Genomic DNA, 23,279 nt, shown 5'->3' on the forward strand with positions numbered 1-23,279 from the left:
TCATGTACGGGTGGCGAATTTGTCTGTGGCCTTGATGAGTGCGTTTTCCATGTCCGGGACTGCTGTGGTGTGGCCTGCGCCGCCTACCAGGATCAGTTCTGCGTCTGGGATTGCGCGTTCCAGCAGCCAGGGGGTGCCTACCAGGCTGCTCAGGTCAAGGATGCCTTGCACCAGAACTGTGGGGATTCCGGCCAGTTTGCTTGCGTTGCGGAGGATTCCGCCGTCTTCCAGGAAGCAGCCTTGGGAGAAGTAGTGGGTGACCAGGCGGGCGAAGGCCAGTTTGAAGCGGGGGTCTTCGAATTTCGGCGACGGGGGGACGCCGGGAAGCATTGCGGATTCCCAGTCGCTCCAGCGCTGTGCGGCTGGCTCATGGATTTCCGGGTCCGGGTTGGTGAGGAGGCGGCAGTAGGCGGCTGCGAGGTCGCCGTCTCGTTCGGTTTCCGGTACGCCGTCGCGGAATCTCGCGTAAGCCTCCGGGAACATTCCGGCCAGGCCGCCGGTCAGCAGGTCGATTTCCAGCTGGCGGTCGGTGGCCAGGCCCATCATGACGATTTCCGTCACTCGGTCGGGGTGGCGTTCCGCGTAGGCCAGGCCTAGTACGCAGCCCCACGAACCGCCGAAGAGTTGCCAGCGTTCGATTCCCAGTTTTTCTCGCAGCAGTTCCAGGTCCGCGATGAGGTGGCTGGCGGTGTTCGCTTTCAGGGCGTCGACGGTGTCGCCTGCGTGCGGGGTGCTGCGGCCGCAGCCTCGTTGGTCCATAAGGACTATTCGATAGCGTGATGGGTCGAAGAATTGGCGCATTCCTTCGCTGCAGCCGGTTCCCGGGCCGCCGTGGAGGACGGCTACTGGTTTGCCGTCGGGGTTGCCGCAGGTTTCCCAGTACACCTGGTGGCCGTCGCCGACGTCCAGGAGGCCGCTGTCGTACGGTTCGATTTCCGGATAGCGCAAAGGAACGTCCCCTCAGTTCAGGGTGCGCTCCAGGGATCGCAGCGCACCGCACAGTTCGGCCGGGCCCGCTGGCCCGATCCGGATTTCCGCGTCCGGCCCGGCCCCGACGGTGTAGCTCAGGTACCGGCCCCAGTCCGTGTCCGCGTAGTGCAATGGTTCTTCCAGCCGGACGTACCGGCCGACGTCGTCGCGTCGTCCCGCGTACAGCTCTCCGCTGCCGTGCACCGGACGCTGCACCAGAGTTAGCACGTCCGACAACACCGGGTCCAACGGAAAAGCGTCCTCGCCTCGGCGCGCGGCTTCGGTGAGGTCCGCGACGCGCACGGTGCGTACTTGCCCGCCGCCCGGGCCGACCGCGGGCAGCTGCTCCACCAGCGTTTCCAGCACTCGTTCGCGGTCGATCTCCTGGACGCCGACGTGTTCGCCGTCGGACACCGCGAGCACTGCCTGCAATCCGCTGGCCGCGGCGAGCACTCCATACGTCCGATCACCGGTCGCGACCCAGCCGTAGTACTCGATTACCGGGCGCACGAGCAGCGGGAGCCAGTCGAGGAAGTCCACAGTGGCCCGGCCGCGCGAGTCGACCAGGCCCGCCAGCGCGAGCGCGTCGTCCACACGCTTCGCCGCTTCGTCGCGTTCGGTTTCCGACAGCCACGCCGGGTCCGGGCGCAGCGTCACGTGCAGCCGGCCCACCTGCTCGCGTTCGGCCAGCGCCGCGAGCGCTTCGACCGGGACATCCACCCGTCCCGCCGGATCGGCCACCGGCTACTCCTCCTCGTCGCCGAGAACCGGCAGGGTCGCCGAACCGTCCACGCCGAAAGCGCCCTCCGGATCGGATTCGAGGAGGTAGTCGGGCCGCCGGTGCAGGCCGTCGCCCGGGCCTTGCGCGACCGGCGCACCGCCGACCGCCGTGCCGGAGCCGCGCTGGGCCGGTTCGCTGACCGGGGTCGGCAACAGGGCGGGGCCGGGGCCGTTGCGGTCGTGGCTCGTGGCGGCTTGCGTGCTCGTGCTGTCCGAAGCGGTCCGGTGCACAGCGGCGCTGTCGGGGACGATCGGGCCGTATTGCCGGGGCAGCACGCGTTTCGTGTTCGCGGTGACACCGTGGTACTGCTCCATCACCCGCACGTTGTTCTCGTTCGCGCCGTGGAAGCGGTCGATTCCGTCCTGAAAGGACACTGGCGCGGCCGACGCGGGGAGCACCGCCTGCAGCGGCCCGGCCCACGGCTGCGGCCGCTCCGGGCGGGGCGGCACGTCGACGACCGCGTGCCGGGAGCTTTCGAAGCTGCTGGCCTGGGTGTCCATCGACGCGCTGGTGAGGTCGAGCGGGTCGGCGGACTCCCGGAACCCGGCCTCGACCGGTCCCGCGCCGGCTTTCGCCGCGTCCGCGGAGTCGCCGGTCCACGACCGCGCCATCCGCTCCTGCAGGTCTTTCACGCTCTGCGCGCGCTCCAGGTAGGCCGCGGACAGCTCCTGGACCTTCGCCGCGGCGGCACGCAGGCCGGACGTGTCGCCGCCGCGGAAGTTGTCGAAGATCTGCTTGCCGTCCACCTGGTTCCCTTCGTGCGCAGCCGGGGTCGTCCGCTTACCGGCCGCGGCCGAGATCGGCGCCGGCCCGGTCCGCCTCGGCCGTCCGGTCCCGCGCGGTGCGCAGCTTGTCGAGGTATCCGGCGGCGTAGCGGCGCAGCGCCTCGTTCTGGTCGCGCAGCGTGCGCAGGGAATCCGCGCCGGCCGCGGCGTACTCCGCGCTCGCCGGGTCGGAGCCGGGGGCGGCGAACACCGCGAGGATCTCGTCGATCGCGCGGCCGTCGGCGTCGATTTTGCCGAGCTGGTCCTCCCACAGCCGGATGACGGCGGTCAGCTCCGCCGCGTCCATGGCGAAACCGCCCCGCGCACGGCCCGACTCGCCGATGACCAAGGCCGCTCCCTTTCCCGGTGCTCGCGTCGTGACACGCCAGTCGTGATGTGCACAGCGTAGTCAACCGGCCCGGTCGTGTCAGCCGGGAACCCGGCAGTGTGACGGCGCGCATGCGTTCCGCCGTCTCGTCACAGTACGTACGTACGGATTGCGAGAACCCGGTCCTCGATGTCAGGATTTCAGGATGCCACGGGTCAGCCAGGATCACCTCGACGCACGCCGGCGCCAGATCCTCGACGGCTCGCGCGTGTGTTTCGCACGCTACGGCTACGAGGGTGCCACGGTTCGCCGCCTCGAAGAAGCCACCGGTTTGTCGCGCGGGGCGATCTTCCACCACTTCCGCGACAAGGAGTCGCTCTTCCTCGCCCTCGCCGAGGACGACGCGGTGCGGATGGCCGACGTCGTCGCCGAACAGGGTCTGGTCCAGGTCATGCGCGACCTGCTGGCCGGCAACAGCGAGCACCCGGCGGACTGGCTCGGCACCCGGCTGGAAGTGTCCCGGCGGCTGCGCACCGACCCGGAGTTCCGCGGCCGGTGGGCGGAACGCTCGCAGCAGCTGACCGAAGCGACCCGCGACCGGCTCGAATGGCAGCGCAAGGCCGGCAACCTGCGCGACGACGTCGACGTCAGCGTGCTGACCGCGTTCCTGGAGCTCGTGCTGGAGGGGCTCGTGTCGCACCTCGCGATGGGTCTTCCGGGCGACGATCTCGGCCCGGTGCTCGACCTGGTCGAGGAGACCGTGCGGCGGCACCGGCCGGGCGCGCGGACCTAGCTTCCGACGCGATCGGGCAGGTTCGTGTTCAATGTGCCCCGTGGATCTCCTCGCCGCCCACGGCAGCGCACTGGACGTGTTCGACGCAGCCGTGCACTCCGTCGGCTCCGGCGACTGGGCGCGCGCCACGCCGTGCACCGACTGGTCAGTACGCGATCTGGTGAACCATCTGACGGTCGAACAACTCTGGGTACCGCATCTGCTCGCCGGGGCGACGCTCGACGAGGTCGGCACCCGCTACGACGGCGACGTCCTCGGCGACGACCCGCTCTCGGTCTGGGAAAAGGCTTCCGCCGCCGCCCGTGAAGCGTGGCTCTCCCCCGGCGCGCTGCGCCGCACCGTGCACGTCTCGTTCGGGCTGGTGCCCGCCGAGGAGTACGGCTGGCAGATGACGCTCGACCTCGCCGTCCACGGCTGGGACCTCGCCACCGCGCTCGGCCGGCCGAATCCGGTGCCCGGCCTGCTGGCCGGACGGCTGCTCGACGTGCTGCGCCCGATGATCGACGACTGGCAGGGGCTCGGGCTGTTCGACCCGCCGGTCGCGGCGGGCCGCACCGCCGCGGCTCCCGACCGGCTCGTCGCTCTGCTCGGCCGCCGTCCGCGCTGAACCCGCCACAGTGGACAGAACGCCCCAATGTGGCGTTGGGTGCGTCAGACGCACCCAATGTGGCATTGGGGTGGTCCGGGCGGCCGCGTCCGGGCCGGAACATCGCGGGCTGAGCGGGCGGCCCTTGCGGTGATGTGAGAGAAAATCCGGCGCCAGGTTCGCGTCCTGTCGCGGCTCCGCTGTCCGGACCCGGTACGATTGTCGGCATCGTCGCACTACAAACCAGTTTTGCCGAGGAGTGACTTCCACCCGTGCGCGCTGCGCCATCGCCCGGTGACAGTACCGGGCCGGGTCCCGCCCGACCCGGCTTCCCGCCCGCCGTCCGTTCCAGCGTCCCGGACGGTGCGCTGTGATCCACGTCCTGCTTTCCGTGCTCGGCGTGCTGGCATTCCTTCTTCTCACGATCGGCACCGGCCTCGCCGTGGCCGCCGAGTTCTCGCTGACCGCGCTCGAGCGCAGCACCGTCGACGCGGACGTCCGCCAAGTCGGTGACAAGCGTTCGCGCACCGTGCAGAAAGCGCACCGCACGCTGAGCTTCCAGCTGTCCGGCGCGCAGGTCGCGATCACGCTCACCACTCTGGTCACCGGTTTCCTGGCCGAGCCGCTCATCGGCGACCTGGTCCGGCCGCTGCTCGACGCCATGGGCCTGCCCGAATCGGCGGCGTCCGGGGTCGCGGTGGCGGTCGCGCTGGTGCTGGCCACGTTCCTGTCGATGATCCTCGGCGAGATGGTGCCGAAGAACCTCGCGATCGCCCGGCCGCTGCCGACCGCGCGCGCGGTTTCCGGCTACCACGCCCGGTTCTCCGCGCTGTTCCGCTGGCTCATCACGCTGATGAACAACAGCGCGAACTTCCTCGTCCGCAAGTTCGGCATCGAACCGCAGGAGGAGCTCCGTTCCGCGCGGTCGCCGCAGGAGCTCGGCTCGATCGTCCGCTCCAGCGCGGAAAGCGGGAAGCTCGACACGTCCACCGCGGAGCTGCTGGACCGCTCGCTGCGCTTCGGCGACCGCACCGCGGACGAACTGATGACCCCGCGCGTGCAGGTCGAATCGCTCACCGTGGACGACACGATCGACGACCTCATCGACATCTCGCGGCGCACCGGGTTCTCGCGGTTCCCGGTCTACACCGAGGATCTCGACGACGTCCAGGGCGCCGTGCACGTCAAGCAGGCCTTCGCCGTGCCCGCCGCCGACCGCGCGACCACGCGGATCCGCTCGGCGATGCGCCCGGTGCCGACGGTGCCGGAATCGCTGCCCGGCGACGATCTGCTCAACCGGCTGCGCGATTCGCGCTACCAGCTCGCGATCGTGGTCGACGAGTACGGCGGCACCGCCGGGCTGGTCACGCTGGAGGACGTGGTCGAGGAGATCATCGGCGACGTCCGCGACGAGCACGACGACCGCGAGGCCCCGGCCGCGCAGCAGCTCGGCGCGGACCGCTGGCTCGTGTCCGGGCAGCTGCGCGCGGACGAGGTCCGCGACGTCACCGGCTTCCGGATGCCCGAGGGCGACTACGAAACCATCGCCGGCCTGATCCTGGAGCGGCTCGGGGCCATCCCGGCCGAGGGCGACGCCGTCGAGGTCGACGGCTGGCGGCTCGCGGTCACCAGCATGGACCGGCACCGCGTCGCCGAGGTCCAGGTCCGCCCGGCCGAACGCGAGGTGACCGCGTGAGCGACTGGCTGAACATCGCACTGGTCGTGGTCCTGCTGCTGGCCAACGCGTTCTTCGTGGGCGCGGAATTCACCCTGATCTCCTCGCGCCGCGACCGGCTGGAAGCGTTGCTGGAGCAGGGAAAGACGCGCGCGCAGATCGTCATCAACGCGAGCAAGCACGTTTCGCAGATGCTGGCCGGGGCTCAGCTCGGGATCACCATCTGCTCGCTGCTGCTCGGCCGGCTCGGCGAGCCCGCGGTCGCGCACCGGCTGTCCGGGTTCTTCGACCTGCTCGGCCTGCCCGACCAGCTGCTGCACCCGATCTCGTTCGCGATCGCGCTGGCGTTCATCACGATGCTGCACGTGCTGATCGGCGAGATGGTGCCGAAGAACCTCGCGATCGCCGAACCGGAGCGGCTGGCGCTGTGGCTGGTGCCGGTGCACGTGGCGTGGGTGAAGGTGGCGAACCCGATCATCGCGTTCCTCAACTTCGTCGCGAATTCCTTGCTGCGCCTGATGAAGGTGGAGCCGAAGGACGAGCTGGAGACCGCGTACAGCTCCGACGAACTGGCCGAACTGCTCAGCGAATCGCGCCAGGAAGGGCTGCTCGAGCAGTCCGAGCACCAGCGGCTTTCGCAGACGCTGTCGTCGGTCGCCAAGACCGTCGCGGACGTGCTGGTGCCGACCTCGGAACTCACGACGCTCCCCTGCGGGCCGACGCTCGGCGATGTCGAGCGAGCGGTGTCCACCACCGGGTTCTCGCGATTCCCGGTGTGCACAGAGGACGGTTCGCTCACCGGCTACATCCACGTGAAGGACGTTCTGGATCTCGTCGGCCAGGACCCCAACACGGTCGTGCCGGACGACAAAACGCGGCCGCTCACCGAATTGCGGTCGGACGCGCGGCTGGACGTCGCGCTTTCGGCCATGCGCAAGGAAGGCAGCCACCTCGCGCGGGCGCTCGACGCTTCCGGCGCGGCGGTCGGCGTGGTGGCGTTGGAAGACCTCGTCGAGGAATACGTGGGGACCGTTCGCGACGGCACCCACGTGGCGGCATGACCGTGCAGGTCGTGCTCGCCGAGGAGGACTGGCAGGCCCGGGAGCGAGCGCACGGCGAGCGGATGCGCGCGTGGACCGGGCCACACCAGGAACGTCGGGCGCGGGACGAGAAACATCCCGTACTGGATTTCCTGTTCACCTATTACTCGCACCGGCCGGGGCATCTCGAACGCTGGCAGCCGGGTCCGGGCGTGGCGCTCGCGGGCGCGTCCGCGCGGCGGTTCCTCGACCGTCCGGCTTACGTCGAGACCGAGGCCGGGGTGATGCTCGACCCGGCGGCCTTCACCGGCCGCCGGGCGCGCACCGCCGAGTTCGTGCTGAAGCTGTTGTCGGCCACGGCGTCCCGGTCGCCGCGGCTGAGCTGTTTCGGGCTCCACGAATGGGCCATGGTCTACCGCGAGCCCGCGGACTCGGTGCGGCACGCGCAGGTCCCGCTGCGGCTCGGTTCGGCGGGGACCGACGAGGTCGTGGAGTCGATGGACATCCGGTGCGGGCACTACGACGCGTTCCGGTTCTTCACCGACCCGGCGCGGCCGCGCAACACGCTCGCGCCGACACGGGAATCGCAGGTCGAACTGGAACAGCCGGGCTGCTTGCACGCCAATATGGATCTTTTCAAATGGGCTTACAAGCTCGATCCGTTCGTGCCCGCCGAACTGGTCGGCGACTGTTTCGCGCTCGCCGCGGACGTCCGTGAACTGGACATGCGGGCCAGCCCGTACGATCTAGCGGACTACGGCTACCGGCCGGTGCCGATCGAGACCCCCGAAGGGCGGGCCTCCTACGCCCGCGCCCAGGCCGGATTCGCCGAGCGGGCCGCGCCGCTGCGGGCCCGCCTCATCGGCCTCTGCCGCGGGCTGCTCGCCGACCCGGCGAAGCCGCCGGAGTCGCCCGAAGACTGAGCCGACAACTCTGCGTAACAATATTCACCGCAGGTCGCTGGCCTGATAGAGTGATAACGGTTTGGTTGCATGACAGAGCGTGTTGTGCACATCACGAAAGGACAACGATGGGGCGTCACAACCTGCCCGAGGAGCCGGTGCCGCACCCCCTCGATCCGCCCAAGCGGCCCGCCGGCCGCAGCGAGACGACCGGATCGCACCGGATCGTCGCCAAAAAGGCTCCCCGCAGGCGGATCGCGAAGTGGCCGCTTGTGGCCCTCGGGCTCGTGGTGCTGGCGACGCTCGGCGTCGTCGGGTGGAACTGGGCCGACAGCGTGCTCAACAACCGCGCCGAGGCGCAGGCCGCCAGCTGCAACGGCGGCCGCACCGACATCCGGATCGTGGTGACCCCGCAGATCACCAAGCCGGTCGAGGCCGCCGCGGCGCGCTGGAACCAGGACCTGACGCAGGTGCACGGCAGCTGTGTGCACGTGGCCGTGCAGAGCAAGCCCGCGTCCGACGTGCTCAACGCGCTCACCGGCAAGTCCTCGCTCGACTCCATCGGCGGCCTCCCGGACGGCTGGATCCCGGAGTCCTCGTACTGGGTGACCCAGCTGTCGAAGGCGAAGCCGGACGTCATCGGCTCCCCCGCGATGCCGATCGGCTCCGGCCCGCCCGCCGACTACCCGTTCGTCGGCCTGTCCGGCACGTCGATCGACGAGGTCCAGCAGCGCGGCACGCAGAGCTTCCGGGCGTTCCTCAAGGAACCGGCCCAGCTGGCCGACTTCGCTGCGGCGGGGATTCGCGCTTCCTGATCTTTCGTGCTCGACACCGCCTCGGTCCGCGTTGGGATGGGGCGGTGTTGTGTTTTCGGGGCACGCTGCCTGACCGCGCCCTGGCCAGGCAGCCTTCGGGGCACGGGCGGGATCGGCTTCGGTGCGGTGGGGACGCGGAGCCTCCGACTGCCTCGTGAGTGTTCATGCCGGTTCTCACCGGCATGAACACCCACGAGCCCGGCCCTCCTGCGCTGGGCTGGGTTGGGTGCGGGGGTGCGGTGCTGCTGGGGTCGTGAGTGCTGGCGCCGGTTAGAACCGGCGTAGGCGCTCACAACGCCCTGCCGTGCCCGCGCTGGGCTGGGTGCGGGTGTGCGGCGGCGCTGGTGCCTCCGCTCAGGAGTCGAGTTCGGCCAGCGCCAGCAGGTCGTCCTCGGCCAGTTCGAAGTCGAACACCGCCGCGTTCTCGCGGATCCTCGAGGGCGTCGCGGATTTCGGGATCGCGATGATCCCCAGCTGCAGATGCCAGCGCAGCACGAGCTGGGCGGGCGTCTTTCCGTACTTCGCGGCCAGCGACGTGATCACCCGGTCGTTCAGGTGCCTGCCGCGGGCCAGCGGGCTCCACGCTTCGGTCGCGATGCCGTGCTCGGCGTGGAACGCGCGCAGCGGGGTTTGCTGCTGCCACGGGTGCAGTTCGACCTGGTTGACCACCGGCACGACGTCGGTCTCGTCGAGGAGCCGCTGCAGGTGGTCGATGCCGAAGTTCGACACGCCGATCGCCCGGACGCGGCCCTCGTTGAGCAGCAGTTCGAGGGCGCGCCAGGTTTCGACGTAGCGGTCCAGTTCCGGTTTCGGCCAATGGATCAGGTACAGGTCGACCGGGCCGACCCCGAGCGCTTCGGCGCTGCGGTCGAACGCGCGCAGGGTGTTGTCGTAGCCGTGGTCGGTGTTCCAGACCTTGGTCGTTACGAAGATGTCCTCGCGCGGCAGACCGGACTCCCGAACGGCGGTGCCGACTTCGGCCTCGTTGCCGTACATCGCGGCGGTGTCGATGCTGCGGTACCCGGCTTCGAACGCGGTCGCGACGACCTTCGCGACCTGGTCGGGCCGGACCTGGTACATGCCGAGTCCGAGCTGCGGGACGGTGACGGAGTTGTTCAGCGTGAGCAGGGGCGGCACAGCCATGCGGCGATCCTCACTGCGGTGTCTGCGGTGTTCCGGGGAACGGGTCTCCTGAAGAACACCGCAGATCTTGCCATTCCCCGGCCGCCGCCGCTTTCACACCCCGCTGTGCGCGCCCGAGCGCACCGCCTCCGTCACCCGAGCGGCCCGTTCGGCGACCGCGTCCGCACCGCCTGCGAAACCATTTCGCGACTCGACCGCGACGGACGCCGTCCGCGCGGACGAGCCTGCCATTTCCGCGGCGGCGGAGACGTCGACCAGCGCCGCTGGGTCCACAGTGGACAGTAAGCGTTCCGCCACTCGGACCACCTCCCCTGCCGTCGCGACGACGTCCGCGGCGGGCTGGGCTCGGTCGGGCACGTCGTGGGTGACGGCGTGGGCGTCGATCTCCGCCAGCCGCAACGCGTGCCGGGTGAGGTGGTCGGCCTCGGCGTCGCCACCGGCGGCCCGGCTCAGCAGGGCCGCTGCCTGCGCGAGGGCAAGGGCTGCGACCGTCGCTCCGGCCGGAGCCGGGATCGCGGGCCGGGCGAGGGTTTTCAGGAAGTCGCTCACGATCTGGTCCCGCATGGCGGGTCTCCTTCCCACTCAGCGCCGGATGCGCTCCATCCCGGGGTCGACCAGCGGTTCCGCGGCCACTGTCGCGGGGACTCGCCGGCCGAAGTACTCGATCTCCACTGCGTCGCCGATCGCCACCGAGCCCGGCAGCCAGGCGTACGCGATGGGGCGACCGATGGTGTAGCCGTAGGCCGCGCTCGTGACGTATCCCGCTGGGGTTCCGTCCACGAACACCGGTTCCTTGCCCAGCACGACAGTCCGGCCGTCGTCGACCGTGAGGCAGCGCAGCCGTCGCGCTGAGGTTTCTTCACTGCGGCCGTCGATGGCTGCCCGGCCCGCGAACTCGCCCTTCGCCGGGCGCACCGCGAACCCGACCCCGGCCTCGTACGGGTCGTGCTCGGTGGTCATGTCCGTGCCCCACAGCCGGTAGCCCTTCTCCAGCCGGAGGCTGTTGAACGCGCCGCGCCCGGCCGCGATCACGCCCAGTGGCTGCCCGGCGCGCCACAGCGCGTCCCACAGGCGCTGGCCGTTGTCCGCGGACGTGTAGATCTCCCAGCCGAGTTCGCCCACATAGGACAGTCGCAGGATCGTCACCGGCACCCCGGCGACGCGGGCCCGGCGGCCGCGGAAGTACTTGAGCCCGGTGTGCGAAAGGTCTTCCGCCGACAGCGGTTGCACCAGGTCGCGGGCGAGCGGGCCCCACACGCCGATGCAGCAGGTGCCGCCGGTGGTGTCCTCCACCCGGACGCCTTCCGGCGCGCGGCTGCGCAGGTACGCGACGTCGATGTTGCCGTTGATGCCGACCTGGAACAGCTCCGGTTCGAGCCGCGCCACGGTGATGTCGCTGCGGACTCCCCCGGCGTCGTCGAGCATCAGCGTGTACGTCACCGAGCCGACCGACTTCGCCAGCTGGTTCGTCGTGAGCCCTTGCAGGAATTCCAGGGAACCCGGTCCGCTGACCTCGACGCGCTTGAGCGGGGTCATGTCGTACATCGCGACGCGGTTTCGGGTGTGCCAGGCCTCGGCCGCCACGATCGGCGAGTGGAATTGCCCGGCCCAGGCGTCGCGTGCGGGCGGCAGGAAGTCGTGCGGCAGGTCTTTCAGCAGCGACGCGTTGGCCTCGAACCAATGCGGTCGTTCCCAGCCGCCCGCCTCCAGGAACACCGCGCCCAGCTCTCGCTGCCGCGCATGGAACGGGCTGACCCGCAGGTCGCGCGGCGAGAGCCGGGGCTGCAGCGGGTGCAGGACGTCGTAGATCTCCACGAAGTTCTGCTGCGCGGTTTCGCGGATGTACTCCGGGGCGAGTTGGACGTCCTCGAACCGGTGCACGTCCAACTCATGCAGGTCGGTCTCGGAGCGACCGTCCACAATAGACTCCGCGACGGCCTTCGCGATGCCCGCGGAATGCGTGACCCAGATGGCCTCGGCGATCCAGAATCCGCGCACGTCAGAGGATTCGCCGACCAGCGAGCCGCCGTCGGGGGTGAAGGAGAAGATGCCGTTGAAGCCCTCTTCCGCCTTGGTCTGGCCGAGCGCGGGCAGCAGGAGCTTGCTCTCCTCCCACGACGGCGCGAAATCGTCCTCGGTGAACGGCAGCATCGACGGCATCGCGGACGCGGTTACCTCGCCGGGTTCGGCGAATTTGTCCACCGGCATCGGGCGGTGCGCGTACGAGCCGATGCCGAGCCGGTCGCCGTGCTGGCGGAAGTAGAGGTCCTGGTCCTGGTGGCGCAGGATCGGCAGCGCCGGGTGCACCGGGTCGGCTCCGGCCAGTTCGGCGAGCTGGCCCGTCTTGGCGTACTGATGCGCCAGCGGCAGCAGTGGCACGGTCATGCCGACCATTTCGCCGATCTCCCGGCCCCAGAATCCGGCGCAGGACACCACGATGTCGGCCGGGACCACGTCGTCGGCAGTCTCGACGCCGGTGACGTGGCCGTGCGCCTGCTGAATGCCGGTGACCCGGGTCGAGCCGATGAACCGCGCGCCACGCGAGGAAGCCCGTTTGATCAGCTCGTCCACTGCCCGCGAGGCGACGGCGAGCCCGTCGGTCGGGACGTACAGCGCGCCGTAGATCTGGCTTTGGTCGAGCATCGGCCAGCGGCGCACGCACTCGTCCGGGTCGATCAGCCGTGCTTCGACGCCCCACGACGTCGCCCAGCCGTGCTTGCGTTTCAGGTCCTCCCAGCGCGCCGCGGTACTCGCCACCTCCATGCCGCCGACCTGCTCGAAACAACCGAGGTCGAGCAGTTTGGCGACGGTGTAGCCGGCGAATTCGGTCATCGCCTTCGACGGGTTGGTCTGGAACACCAGGCCCGGCGCGTGCGAGGTCGAACCGCCGGTCAGCGGCAGCGGGCCCTGGTCGAGCACGGTGACGTCGGTCCAGCCGCGCAGGGTCAGCTCGTCGGCGAGGTTCGCGCCCACGATTCCGGCGCCGATGATCACGACACGGGTCATGAGAACTCCCTGGGATAGGTCAGCGGAAGACGACGGTCCGGGTGCCGTTGAGGAGGACGCGCCGCTCGCAGTGCCAGCGCACCGCGCGGGAAAGAGCGAGAGCTTCGGCGTCGCGGCCGACGGTCGCGAGTGCGCGCGGCGAGTGCGAGTGGTCCACTCGCTGCACTTCTTGTTCGATGATCGGGCCTTCGTCGAGTTCGGGCGTCACATAGTGCGCGGTCGCGCCGACGTACTTGACGCCCCGGTCGTAGGCCTGCGCGTACGGTTTCGCGCCTTTGAAACCGGGCAGGAACGAGTGGTGGATGTTGATCGCGCGGCCCTGCAGTTTCTGGCACAGCTCGTCCGAGAGGACCTGCATGTAGCGGGCCAGCACGACGAGGTCGATGTCGTGTTCCCGCACCAAGTCCAGCAGCCGCTGTTCGGCCTCCGGTTTGGTCGCCGGGGTCACCGGGATGTGCACGAACGGCAGTCCGGCGGCCTCGGCCATCGGGCGCAGGTCCTCGTGATTGGACGCCACGAGCGCGATTTCCGCGCCGAGCGCGCCCGCGCGCCACCGGAAGAGGAGGTCGTTGAGGCAGTGCCCGGCCTTCGACACCATCACCAGCAGCCGGTCCGGGGTGCGGTCGGAGAACCGGTACCGCATGGCGTAATCCCGGGCGACCAGGTCGAACTCGCGGGTGAGATCGTCCACAGTGGCCGGTCCGGCGCAGGTGAACTCGGTGCGCAGGAACAGTTCCCCGTGCACGTCGTCGTCGAACTGCTGGTGCTCGACGATGTCGCAGCCGTTGCTCACGAGGAACGTCGTCACGGCGTGCACGATCCCGGAGCGCTCGGGGCAGTGCAGGGTCAAGGTGAACTGGGTCAAGACTCCTCCTCTCGGTATTCCAGCGCCGCGTCGGCGAGCCAGGCGGCGAAATAGGGGGCGAACGACTGGCGCACGAGCACGGTGAACTCGTCCGCCTGCCGCACCAGCAGGACGATTCCGGTGCGGGCGAGCAACGTCTGGACGCAGGTGCCCGGCGGGGCGGCCTTCGGGTGGAGATCGATCGCGCAGCCGTGCGCCAAGACGTCGCGGGCCGCCGGTCCGCCGAGCTGCACCGTGGTGCGCTGCGCGGACACATCGGTGACCGCGCCGACAGTGATTGCTTCTCGCAGCGCTGCTTCGGTGCCTCCGGGAGCGCCGAGCACGAGGTACTCGTCGGGGCCGAGCCACAGGACGTCGCCGATGCCGTTGGTGAACTTGCAGGCGCCCGGCAGGGCGGTGCCGAGCACGGCTGCCGCGGCGTCGTGGCCTTCGCGGATGCGGACGTTGAGCTGCGAGACGAACGGGCGTTCTTCGGCGAGCACGGCCGGGGCGCTGCTGGCGAGCAGGCCTGCGTGCTCCGCGAGCGGAGACAGGGTCTTAGCCGTCACGGCGGGTCCCCTCCTTGTCGTAGAGCACGGTTTCGGTCACTGTCACCGGCACGACCTCGTCGCCGACCGGGACATACAGCGTCTCCCCGATCCGCTCCCGGCCGGAGCGGACGACCGCGAGCGCGAAGGTCCGGTTCAGCGCAGCGCTCGGGTAACTGGAGGTGACGTGGCCGAGCATGCGCACCGGCGGGCGCGGGACGTGCGCCGTTTCGATGACCTGCGCGCCCTCCGGCAACAGCACCGTGGGATCAACCGGCAGCAGGCCGACGAACTGCTTCCGGTCCGGGCGCAGGTTTTCCGCCCGGGAGAAGGACCGTTTCCCGAGAAAGTCGGCCTTCTTCTTGGACACCGCCCAGCTCATGCCGAGATCCTGCGGGGTGACCGTGCCGTCGGTGTCCTGGCCGATGATCGGGTAGCCCTTCTCCGCGCGCAGGACGTGCATGGTTTCGGTGCCGTACGGCGTGATTCCCTTTTCCGCCAACGCTTCCCAGAGCGCCAGGCCGTACCAGGACGGCACGTTGATCTCGTACGCCAGCTCGCCGGAGAAGCTGATCCGGCACACCCGCGCGGCGATTCCGGCCACTTCGGCGTCGCGCCAGGCCATGAAGCCGAACGCGTCGTTGCTGACGTCCAGCTCCGGCGCGAGCCCGGCGAGGATCTCGCGCGAACGCGGGCCGACGAGCGCGACGGTGGCCCAGTGTTCGGTGACCGAGGTGGCGAACACGCGCAGGTGCGGCCACTCGGTTTGCAGCCACTCCTCCATCCAGTCCAGCACCATCGCGGCGTTGCCAGTGGTCGTGGTGACGAGGAAGCGGTCCTCGGCTACCCGGATGACGGTGCCGTCGTCGATGACCATGCCGTCGACGCCGCACATCACGCCGTAGCGGATCCGGCCGACCTTCAGCGTGCTCATCAGGTTCGTGTAGAGCATGTCGAGGAATTCGGCGGCGTCCGGGCCTTGGACGTCGATCTTGCCGAGCGTGGAGCCGTCCATCATCGCCACGTCGGTGCGGGCGGCAATGCATTCCCGCCGCACCGCCGCGTGAAGGTCCTCCCCTGGCTGCGGGTAGTACCACGGACGCTTCCACTGGCCGACGTTCTCGAATTCCGCGCCGTGTTCGACGTGCCAGGAGTGCAATGCGGTGACGCGGACCGGGTCGTGCAGTTCGCCGCGGTTCCGTCCAGCCAACGCGGCGAAGGCGACGGGCGTGTACGGCGGACGGTAGGTGGTCGGGCGGCGGTCGGCGAGGTCGACGCCAAGGGCTTCGGCGGTGATCCCGGCGGCGAGCATGCCGGAGGTTTTGCCCTGGTCGTGCGCGGTGCCGATGGTCGTGTAGCGCTTCACGTGCTCCAGCGAGGTGAGGCCTGCGCCCGTCGCGCGGAGCACGTCGGAGACGGTGGCGTCGCGCTGCAGGTCCACGAACCGGGTGTCCACATCGGACTCCGCGCCGGGGATCTGCCATCGGACGGCCGGTGCCAGTTCGCGCGGCGGCGCGTCGGAGACCGGGAGCGGGATTTCCTCCGGTGCTTCGGCTAAGGCCTTCGCGGCGGCGGCCCGGCCTTCTCGGACGCAACCGGCGAAGTCGAACGTGCCGTTCGCGCTGCCTGCCACGCGCGCGGTCGGGAGCTCCCCGTCCGGAAGATATGCGCCGAGCGCGGGTTCGTAGCGCAGGGCGCCGCACTGCTGGCTGAACAGGTGGACCGCCGGTGTCCAGCCTCCCGAAACGAGAAGGGTGTCGCACGGGACCAGTTCCCCGCCCACGCGGACGCCGGTGACGCGCTCGGTTCCCTCGGTCGCGGTGACCGCGGCATCAACGCGGACTTCGATACCCCGTTCCGCACAAGCTGCGGCCCAGCTTTCCGGGGCAGCCGGGCGGACGTCGACCACCAGCGGGACTTCCACACCGGCGTCGGCGAGGTCGATCGCGGTCGCGTAGGCGGAGTCGTCCATGGTGAACACGACGGCGCGGCGGCCGGGCAGGACGCCGTACCGGTGCAGGTAAATCCGCGCGGAGTTCGCGAGGAGGATGCCGGGGCGGTCGTTGTCCGGGAACACGATCGGGCGTTCGTGCGCGCCGGTCGCGAGGACGGTCTGCCGCGCGCGGATCCGCCACACGCGCTGCCGGGCCGCGCCGGACGTCCGGTGTTGCACGGCCAGGACGAAACCGTCGTCGTAGGCGCCGAACGCGGTGGTCCGGTCGAGCACGTGCACGTCCGGGGCCGCGCGGAGTTCGTCGGCGACCGCGCGGGCCCATTCAACGGCGGGCTTGAGGTCCAGGTATTCGTTCGAGCCGAGCAGCGAACCGCCGGGTTCGGGCTGGTCGTCCACCAGCACGACCCGCGCTCCGGCCCGCGCCGCCGTGCGGGCGGCGACCAGACCGGCCGGTCCCGCGCCGACCACCAGCACGTCGCAGTGCAGGTGCTTCGCGTCGTACCGCGCCGGGTCCGGTTCGGTCGCCAATCGGCCTTGCCCGGACAGGCTGCGCGCGACCAGGCCGTCGAACAGCTCGACGGTGGTGGCGGTCTGCATCGGCTCGGGGAACGGCTTTTCCAGCTGTACCACCGCGTTCGGCTCTTCGACGCCCGCCGCCATGATGCCGCGCGGGCGGCCGAGCTTGACGCTCCTCGCCACCTGATGCACGCCGTTGGCGAGCAGCGCGGACGCGAGCGTGTCGCCCGGGTGTCCGCTGAGGACGCGCCCGTCGAAGGTGAAGTGGAGCAAGGTGTCGCGGTCGACGTGGCCGCCGCTGGGGAGGCGGAAGGTCATGGGATCACCGGCCGGGGTTCGTCGAGGCGGTAGACCGCCGCGAGTTCGTGGGTGCGGGTGTCGCGGACGGCGTTGAACCAGCGGCGGCAGCCGGCACTGTGCGTCCAGCGCTCGGCGAGCGGACCGCTCGGGTTGGCGCGGAAGAAGACGTACTTCGCCCATTCTTCGTCGGACAGTGCGGCCGGTTCTTGCGGGTACGCGACGTGGGCTTGGCCGCCGTAGTGGAATTCGGTCTCCTCGCGGGGACCGCACCAGGGGCAGGGAATCAGCTGCACAGTGGCTCCTAATGCGCGACGGCGGCGGCGCCGTGCTCGTCGACGAGCGCGCCGGTGGTGAACCGGTCGAGGGTGAAGGGTTCGGCGTACGGATGCGGTTTGCCCTTCGCGACGGTGTGCGCGAAGCAGTCGCCGACGCCCGGCGTGGCCTTGAATCCGCCGGTCCCCCAGCCGCAGTTGAGGTACAGGTTCTCCACCGGGGTCAGCCCGACGATCGGCGAGGCGTCCGGGGTCACGTCGACGATGCCCGCCCAGGTCCGCAGCAGGTGCGCCCGCGCGAACACCGGGAACAGTTCCAGGGCGGCGGCCATCTGGTCCTCGATGATGTGGAACGCGCCGCGCTGGCCGTAGCCGGCGTAGGAGTCGATGCCCGCGCCCATCACGAGTTCTCCCTTGTGCGCCTGGGAAACGTAGACGTGCACGGCGTTCGACATCACCACCGTCGGGTGCACCGGTTCGAGCAGTTCCGACACGAGCGCCTGCAGCGGATGCGACACCAGCGGCAGGTCGATCCCGGCCATCTTGGCCAGCACCGAACTGTGCCCGGCGGCGCACAGCGCGACCTTTCCGGCGGCGATCCGGCCCCGGCTGGTTTCGACCGCGACCACCTTGCCGTCGCGCGTTTCCAGGCCGGTCACCGCGCAGTTCTGGATGAGGTCGACGCCCATTTCGGCTGCCGCGCGGGCGAAACCCCAAGCCACGTAGTCGTGTTTGGCGATTCCGGCGCGCGGCTGGTAGGTCGCGCCGAGCACCGGGTAGCGCACGTCCGGCGAGGTGTTCACGATCGGGCAGAGTTCCTTGACCCCGTCCGCGTCGACCCATTCCGCGTCGATCCCGTTGAGCCGGTTGGCATTCACGCGGCGCACGCTGTCGCGGACGTCCTGCAGGCTGTGCGCGAGGTTGAGCACGCCGCGCTGGCTGAACAGGATCGGGTAGCCGAGGTCTTCTTCGAGGCCCTCCCACAGCTTCAGCGAGTGCTCGTAGATGCCGGAGCTTTCGTCCCACAGGTAGTTGGACCGGATGATCGTCGTGTTGCGGGCCATGTTCCCGCCGGCGAGCCAGCCCTTCTCGAGCACCGCGACGTTCGTGATGCCGTGCACCTTGGCGAGGTAGTACGCGGTCGCGAGGCCGTGCCCGCCGCCGCCCACCACGACGACGTCGTACGCGCGCCGCGGCTCCGGGTCCCGCCACAGGAAATCCGGGTGGTCCGGCAGGTCCGCGCCCGGGGGACGCGGCTGGTCCGTCGTGGTCATTCCCGCTGGCCTCCCGTATCGGACAACTGGTCGACTACTGATATATCAATCTTCGCGGTAGAGTAGGCCGGGTGAACACCCCGGTCAACCACGTCATTCCGGCCGCCGCCCCGTCGCTGGCCGAACGCGCCTACGAGTTCCTGCGCGACCGCCTGGTCATGCTCGACATCAAGCCGGGCGACCCGATCAACGAGGAATGGGCGGGCACCGCGCTCGACATGGGCCGCACGCCGATCCGCGAAGCGCTGAAACGGCTCGAGACCGAACGCCTGGTGGTGGCATACCCGCGCCGCGGCACGTTCGCCACCGACGTCAACATCTCCGACCTCGCGCACATCTCCGAGGTCCGGCGCACCCTCGAACCCACCGCCGCCGCGTCCGCCGCCACGCGCGCGACCGACGCGGACCGGTCGCGGCTGGCGGAGCTGCGCGATCAACTGGATTCGGCCACGCCGAAGGAAAACACCGACCTCCTGCGCATCGACCTCGAGCTCCACCGCGCGATCTACGCCTGCGTGCACAATCCGTTCTTCGAGGACACGCTCATTCATTACGACAACCTCGCGACCCGGATCTGGTGCGTCTTCCTTCCCCGGCTGCGCGGGATGGCCGGGCACGTGGACGAGCATTCGCCGCTGCTGACGGCGATCGTGGAGGGGGACGCCGACAAGGCGTCCGAGCTGACGCTCGACCATGTGACCGGCTTCGAGAAGGCGATCCGCGCGCTGATCTAGTCGCCAACCTTCGCCCGCACCCATTCGTGGAACTCGCCGATGTGGTGTTCGCTCGGCACCAGCACGCCGCCGCGGGCGTAAGCGCGGGATCCCATCGCCTGCTGACACCGTTCGCACGCCTCGAAATCCTGCTGGTTCACCCGGTGGAACAGCTCCACCGACCGGTCGAGGTCCGCGCCCGAGTCGACCACCTCCGGCAGGTACAGCCAGTCGCAGCGGACCAGGGTGCGGTCCGGGGCCAGCGGGAACATCCGGTGCACGATCACGTGGTCCGGCACCAGGTTCACGAACACCTGCGGCCGGATCGTGATCGCGTAGTACCGCCGGTCCTGGTGCTCGCCGACGCCCGGCAGCCGCTGCAAACCGTCGCCACCGTCCACAGTGAACCCAGTTACGTCTGAGCCGAATTCCGCGCCGTGGCCCACGAAATACTGTGCGGCGTAGCCGTCCGCGAACTCCGGGAGCACCTCGGTCAGCTCCGGATGGATGGTCGCGCAGTGGTAGCACTCCATGAAGTTCTCGATGATCTGCTTCCAGTTCGCGCGCACGTCGTACTCGATGCGGCGGCCCAGGGACAGATTCTCGATGCCGTACGCCTCGATTTCGCCGGGCCCGCCGAGCCGTTCGCTCACGTCCGCCTGCACAGTGTCCGCAAAGGACGGTGCTTCTTCGGCGAGGCAAACCCAGGCGTAGCCGAGCCATTCGCGCAGATGCACCTTCGTCAGGCCGTACTCGACGCGGTCGACGTCCGGCATCCCGGTCAGATTCGGTGCGGCGACGAGCTTTCCGTCGAGGCCGTACGTCCAGGCGTGGTACATGCACTGGAAAGCGCGCTTCACCGAACCCTTTTCGTCGGTGCACAGCCGCGCGCCGCGATGGCGGCACACGTTCAGGAACGCGCGCAGAGCCCCGTCGCGACCGCGGGCGATCAGCACGCTTTCGCGGCCGACCTGCACGGTCTCGAACGAGCCGGGCGACGGCAGGTCGGCGCTGCGCACCGCGCAGAACCAGCCCGCTTCGAAGATCCGCTCCTGCTCCCGGGCGAAGATCGCCGGGTCGGTGTAGTGCGGCCCGGGCAGAGTCGGCAGCAGGCTCTGCGGGAGGTCGATAGCGGTCACCGGCAGGGCTCCTCTCGCACACGATCGATGTTGCGTATTACGCATCTTGTTGCTCCCTCCGGAACAAGATGCGGCTCAGCCGGGGCGCTGTCAAGCACCGCCGCAGCACCGCACCCGTTCGCGGGAACCGCCCTCGACCAGGGCTTTCATCCGGAACTTCGCTCCGAAAAACTCCACCCCGGAACCTCTTGACGGCACCCCTCCGGCGCGCCCAGACTCTGTTGCGTATCACGTCGGGTGTTCCTCAATACGCAACAATCCCCAGCTTCGGAGGAATCAATGCTGCGCGCGTGCTCAGTGGACGAACTGCCCCCGGGCGAGTCCGTCCGGATCGCGGGGCCCGAGCCCATCGCCGTCTTCAACGCCGACGGCGAGCTGTACGCGATCGGGGACACCTGCACTCACCAGGACGCGTCGCTGGCCGACGGCTGGCTCGAAGGCTGCTTCGTGGAGTGCCCGCTGCACGCGGCGCTCTTCGACCTGCGCACCGGCCTGCCGTCCTGCCTGCCCGCGAAGCAGCCGGTGCGCACGTACCAGGTGCAGGTCGACGAGGGCGTCATCTACGTGCTCGCCGACGCCGCCGAGGACGCTGCGTGAAAACGGTCGCGATCGTCGGCGCTTCGCTCGCCGGTGCCCGCGCCGCGCAGGAGCTGCGCGCACAGGGGTTCGACGGTCGCGTGGTGCTCATCGGCGAAGAGCCGCATCTCCCCTACGACCGGCCGCCGCTGTCGAAAGCCTTCCTGGCCGGAACCGCGTCGCGTGAGTCGCTCGACCTGCTCGATGCCGACGATCTCACTTCGCTAGACGTCCGGCTCGGCACGCGCGCGGAACGGCTCGACCCGGCCACCGGCCGCCTCGTCCTCTCGGATGGCGAACTCGCCGCCGACGGCGTCATCCTCGCGACCGGCGGCCGGGCTCGTGCCTTGGCCGGGACGGAATCCGTTGCCGGAGTTCATGTTCTGCGCACCCTCGACGACGCACTTGCCCTCCGCGAAGAGCTGGTCCCCGGTGCGAGGGTGGTGATCGTCGGCGGCGGATTCATCGGGGCCGAGGTGGCTTCGACGTGCTCCGGCTTGGGCCTCGATGTCACGGTCCTGGAGGCATTGCCGACGCCCATGGCGCGCGTGCTGGGCCCGGAACTCGGCTCGATCTGCGCGCGCCTGCACGGGCGGAACGGCGTCACGCTCCGCTGCGGCGCGTCAGTCGCCGGGCTTTCCACGCTCTCCGGCCGGGTCACCGGAGTGCAGCTGGAAACCGGGGAGACTCTGCCCGCGGACGTGGTCGTCGCCGGAATCGGGATGGTCCCGGCGGTCGAGTGGCTCGACGGCTCCGGGCTGGAGATCGGCAACGGCGTCCGTACCAACACCGGCCTGGTCACGTCTCTGCCGAACGTGGTCGCGGCGGGCGATGTCGCGGCGTACGGACCGGCGGGGACTCGGCACGAGCACTGGACGAACGCCACCGAGCAGGCCTCAGTCGCGGTCGCCAACCTGCTGGCCGGACAGGTGGTCCGGGAGTACCAGCCGAGCGGTTACGTCTGGTCCGATCAGTACGCGGGGACGCTTCAGCTCGCCGGGCACCCCTCCCCCGGCGACGAGGTGCGCTTCGCCGACGGCGGTCCGGACGACGAGTCCTTCCTCGCCACCTACCACCGCGACGGCCAGACCGTGGCCGTGTTCGGGCTCAACAACCCGAAGGGGTTCGGCCGCCTGCGCCGGCAAGCGCTGCGGCGGCCGATGCCCGTCGGGTGATTACCGCACGACCTGCACCACGTCGCCCGGCTGCAGCGTGTTGAAGAACGCCACCGCGTCCGCGTGCGACAGGTGCACGCAGCCGTGCGACTGGACCTTCAGGCTGCCCTGATGGAACGCCACCCCGGTGTTGGTGAAGAAGACCGAGTACGGCATCGGGCCGTGGAATTCCTTGCTGTAATGGTGAAGATCCTTGTACTGCACGCGGAACGTGCCGACCGGCGTCGGGTAAGCGGGCTTGCCGACGGTGACGCGCACGCCGCCGCGGGTGACCTTGCCGTTGTTCATCAGCCAGGCCGTGTTCGCCGACAGCTTCAGGCACGCCTTCGCCTGCGCGCCGCACGGCGGTCCCGCCGCTTCCGCGGTCGCCGCGAATCCGAGTGTTGCCGCCATCGCGGCGATACTGGCCAGCATTGCCGTGAGTTTCCGGTTCATCCTGTGCCTCCCCGAGATGGTCGTCTTCTGGATCTTTCCCAGAGAGGACAGATCTAAACCAAAAGTGCGCCCATGTGGGTGATCCCTAACGAGACCGCCAAGCGAGCGGCGACGTCGCCAGCGCGGCCTCGGCGACCCGCCGGGCGGTCTCGGTGAAGAGCCCGGCCTGCGCGGACGCGATCCATTCGTCCACTGTGGAGACTCCGGTCGCGCGGTATTCGAGAGCCTGGAAAAGCATTTCGAGTTTGTCGGCGTCCTTCGCACAGCGCGCTTCGGGCGACTCGCGCGTTTCGTACTCGTCTACTGCCGCCTGCACGGTTTCCGCCGCCGCATGCGGCAATCCGGCGGTCTGATCCGCCGTGATGGCCCGGGGTTCCGGCTTCGTCAGGTACGGCACGGCCGTGTGCGGCAGGTCGCCGGTGCGGGTCTCCTGGGTGTCGTGCCACAGCGCGAGGTACGCCGCGCGCTCGGGAACCGCTCCTTCCTCGGCGGCGAGCAGCGCGGCCAGCTGTGCCGCCCGGAGGCTGTGCTCGGCCACCGACTCGGGATCGCGGACCCCCGCCTGCCACCAGCCCGCCCGGCGGACCCGCTTGAGCACTCCCAGCTCGAACCCGAACGCGGCCAGGCTTTCGGCGTCCATTCCGCAGTTCCCTTCCCGTGCCGATCTGCCAGCCGGAGCCTACGGGCCGTGGCATGCTGCCCGGACACCCGCTACTTCGGCAGGAGGCCCC

Annotated in this window: 24 protein-coding genes; 9 read left to right on the top strand and 15 right to left on the bottom strand. The window is 69.7% G+C overall.

The genetic code is table 11. The annotated features are described in order from the left end of the window. From pip to ACWDNU_RS00075, 4 genes are read right to left on the bottom strand one after another with little or no spacing between them, the layout of a single operon-like run. Positions 1–948: a prolyl aminopeptidase gene (pip, locus tag ACWDNU_RS00060; RefSeq protein WP_449667031.1), complete on the bottom strand. Its 948-nt coding sequence runs from the start codon at positions 946–948 to the stop codon at positions 1–3. Positions 949–960: 12 nt separating this feature from the next. Continuing rightward, positions 961–1,689, bottom strand: a complete 729-nt coding sequence (locus ACWDNU_RS00065; protein WP_370940458.1) for an ESX secretion-associated protein EspG — start codon at positions 1,687–1,689, stop codon at positions 961–963. Between the two features lie 24 nt (positions 1,690–1,713). Then, entirely contained in the window at positions 1,714–2,496 is a 783-nt protein-coding gene (locus ACWDNU_RS00070; protein ID WP_449667032.1) for a WXG100 family type VII secretion target, read from the bottom strand. A gap of 34 nt (positions 2,497–2,530) precedes the next feature. Further along, positions 2,531–2,863, bottom strand: coding sequence for a hypothetical protein (locus ACWDNU_RS00075; RefSeq protein ID WP_449667033.1), 333 nt, complete (start codon positions 2,861–2,863; stop codon positions 2,531–2,533). Positions 2,864–3,047: 184 nt separating this feature from the next. Between ACWDNU_RS00075 and ACWDNU_RS00080 the strand changes: the two genes are divergently transcribed. From ACWDNU_RS00080 to ACWDNU_RS00105, 6 genes are all read left to right on the top strand, one after another. Beyond that, positions 3,048–3,635 carry a TetR/AcrR family transcriptional regulator gene (locus ACWDNU_RS00080; RefSeq protein ID WP_354741543.1) on the top strand — a complete coding sequence of 196 codons (588 nt, stop codon included), beginning with the start codon at positions 3,048–3,050 and terminating at the stop codon, positions 3,633–3,635. Between the two features lie 40 nt (positions 3,636–3,675). Continuing rightward, positions 3,676–4,242, top strand: coding sequence for a TIGR03086 family metal-binding protein (locus ACWDNU_RS00085; protein ID WP_449667034.1), 567 nt, complete (start codon positions 3,676–3,678; stop codon positions 4,240–4,242). 352 nt (positions 4,243–4,594) lie between these two features. Further along, on the top strand, positions 4,595–5,917 hold the full coding sequence (locus ACWDNU_RS00090) for a hemolysin family protein (protein ID WP_449667207.1): 1,323 nt from the start codon (positions 4,595–4,597) through the stop codon (positions 5,915–5,917). After that, positions 5,914–6,957, top strand: a complete 1,044-nt coding sequence (locus ACWDNU_RS00095; RefSeq protein WP_449667035.1) for a hemolysin family protein — start codon at positions 5,914–5,916, stop codon at positions 6,955–6,957. Before ACWDNU_RS00090 ends, ACWDNU_RS00095 begins: the two co-directional genes overlap by 4 nt. Next, a complete protein-coding gene (locus tag ACWDNU_RS00100; protein WP_449667036.1) occupies positions 6,954–7,859 on the top strand; it encodes a 3-methyladenine DNA glycosylase in 906 nt (301 codons plus the stop codon). The genes ACWDNU_RS00095 and ACWDNU_RS00100 overlap by 4 nt, the downstream gene beginning before the upstream one ends. 107 nt (positions 7,860–7,966) lie before the next feature. Next, positions 7,967–8,653, top strand: coding sequence for a hypothetical protein (locus ACWDNU_RS00105; RefSeq protein ID WP_370937273.1), 687 nt, complete (start codon positions 7,967–7,969; stop codon positions 8,651–8,653). A gap of 354 nt (positions 8,654–9,007) precedes the next feature. Here the strand turns inward: ACWDNU_RS00105 and ACWDNU_RS00110 are convergent, their stop codons facing one another. The 8 genes from ACWDNU_RS00110 to ACWDNU_RS00145 form a co-directional block, all read right to left on the bottom strand. After that, a complete protein-coding gene (locus ACWDNU_RS00110) occupies positions 9,008–9,796 on the bottom strand; it encodes an aldo/keto reductase (protein ID WP_449667037.1) in 789 nt (262 codons plus the stop codon). A 93-nt stretch (positions 9,797–9,889) separates the two neighbouring features. Beyond that, positions 9,890–10,360: a hypothetical protein gene (locus tag ACWDNU_RS00115; protein WP_449667038.1), complete on the bottom strand. Its 471-nt coding sequence runs from the start codon at positions 10,358–10,360 to the stop codon at positions 9,890–9,892. 18 nt (positions 10,361–10,378) lie between these two features. After that, entirely contained in the window at positions 10,379–12,802 is a 2,424-nt protein-coding gene (locus tag ACWDNU_RS00120) for a GcvT family protein (RefSeq protein ID WP_449667039.1), read from the bottom strand. Between the two features lie 19 nt (positions 12,803–12,821). Further along, entirely contained in the window at positions 12,822–13,667 is an 846-nt protein-coding gene (purU, locus tag ACWDNU_RS00125) for a formyltetrahydrofolate deformylase (RefSeq protein WP_370937277.1), read from the bottom strand. Next, positions 13,664–14,215: a sarcosine oxidase subunit gamma gene (locus ACWDNU_RS00130; RefSeq protein ID WP_449667040.1), complete on the bottom strand. Its 552-nt coding sequence runs from the start codon at positions 14,213–14,215 to the stop codon at positions 13,664–13,666. Before ACWDNU_RS00130 ends, purU begins: the two co-directional genes overlap by 4 nt. Next, entirely contained in the window at positions 14,205–16,982 is a 2,778-nt protein-coding gene (locus ACWDNU_RS00135) for a 2Fe-2S iron-sulfur cluster-binding protein (protein ID WP_449667041.1), read from the bottom strand. The genes ACWDNU_RS00130 and ACWDNU_RS00135 overlap by 11 nt, the downstream gene beginning before the upstream one ends. Further along, positions 16,979–17,257, bottom strand: coding sequence for a sarcosine oxidase subunit delta (locus tag ACWDNU_RS00140; RefSeq protein ID WP_037814329.1), 279 nt, complete (start codon positions 17,255–17,257; stop codon positions 16,979–16,981). Before ACWDNU_RS00140 ends, ACWDNU_RS00135 begins: the two co-directional genes overlap by 4 nt. 8 nt (positions 17,258–17,265) lie before the next feature. Next, the gene (locus tag ACWDNU_RS00145) at positions 17,266–18,510 is read right to left on the bottom strand and encodes a sarcosine oxidase subunit beta family protein (protein WP_449667042.1); all 1,245 of its coding nucleotides are present in this window, start codon (positions 18,508–18,510) and stop codon (positions 17,266–17,268) included. A 71-nt stretch (positions 18,511–18,581) separates the two neighbouring features. On the opposite strand from ACWDNU_RS00145, the gene ACWDNU_RS00150 reads away from it, so the two are divergent. Further along, positions 18,582–19,244: a GntR family transcriptional regulator gene (locus ACWDNU_RS00150; RefSeq protein WP_449667043.1), complete on the top strand. Its 663-nt coding sequence runs from the start codon at positions 18,582–18,584 to the stop codon at positions 19,242–19,244. On the opposite strand, the gene ACWDNU_RS00155 is transcribed toward ACWDNU_RS00150, so the two are convergent. Further along, positions 19,241–20,362 (bottom strand): aromatic ring-hydroxylating oxygenase subunit alpha, encoded by a 1,122-nt coding sequence (locus ACWDNU_RS00155; protein ID WP_449667044.1) that lies wholly within the window; start codon positions 20,360–20,362, stop codon positions 19,241–19,243. The genes ACWDNU_RS00150 and ACWDNU_RS00155 overlap by 4 nt on opposite strands. A gap of 279 nt (positions 20,363–20,641) precedes the next feature. On the opposite strand from ACWDNU_RS00155, the gene ACWDNU_RS00160 reads away from it, so the two are divergent. Next, positions 20,642–20,959 (top strand): bifunctional 3-phenylpropionate/cinnamic acid dioxygenase ferredoxin subunit, encoded by a 318-nt coding sequence (locus tag ACWDNU_RS00160; RefSeq protein WP_344273947.1) that lies wholly within the window; start codon positions 20,642–20,644, stop codon positions 20,957–20,959. Then, positions 20,956–22,113, top strand: a complete 1,158-nt coding sequence (locus tag ACWDNU_RS00165; protein WP_449667045.1) for an NAD(P)/FAD-dependent oxidoreductase — start codon at positions 20,956–20,958, stop codon at positions 22,111–22,113. Before ACWDNU_RS00160 ends, ACWDNU_RS00165 begins: the two co-directional genes overlap by 4 nt. Here ACWDNU_RS00165 and ACWDNU_RS00170 read toward each other — a convergent pair whose 3' ends face one another. Together ACWDNU_RS00170 and ACWDNU_RS00175 are read right to left on the bottom strand one after the other, a co-directional pair. Continuing rightward, positions 22,114–22,548, bottom strand: a complete 435-nt coding sequence (locus ACWDNU_RS00170; protein ID WP_370937285.1) for a L,D-transpeptidase — start codon at positions 22,546–22,548, stop codon at positions 22,114–22,116. It abuts the gene before it with no gap. Between the two features lie 85 nt (positions 22,549–22,633). After that, positions 22,634–23,188, bottom strand: a complete 555-nt coding sequence (locus tag ACWDNU_RS00175; RefSeq protein ID WP_370937286.1) for an HD domain-containing protein — start codon at positions 23,186–23,188, stop codon at positions 22,634–22,636. Positions 23,189–23,279 lie beyond the last annotated feature (91 nt).

The sequence above is a fragment of the Amycolatopsis sp. NPDC003676 genome (assembly GCF_053587275.1).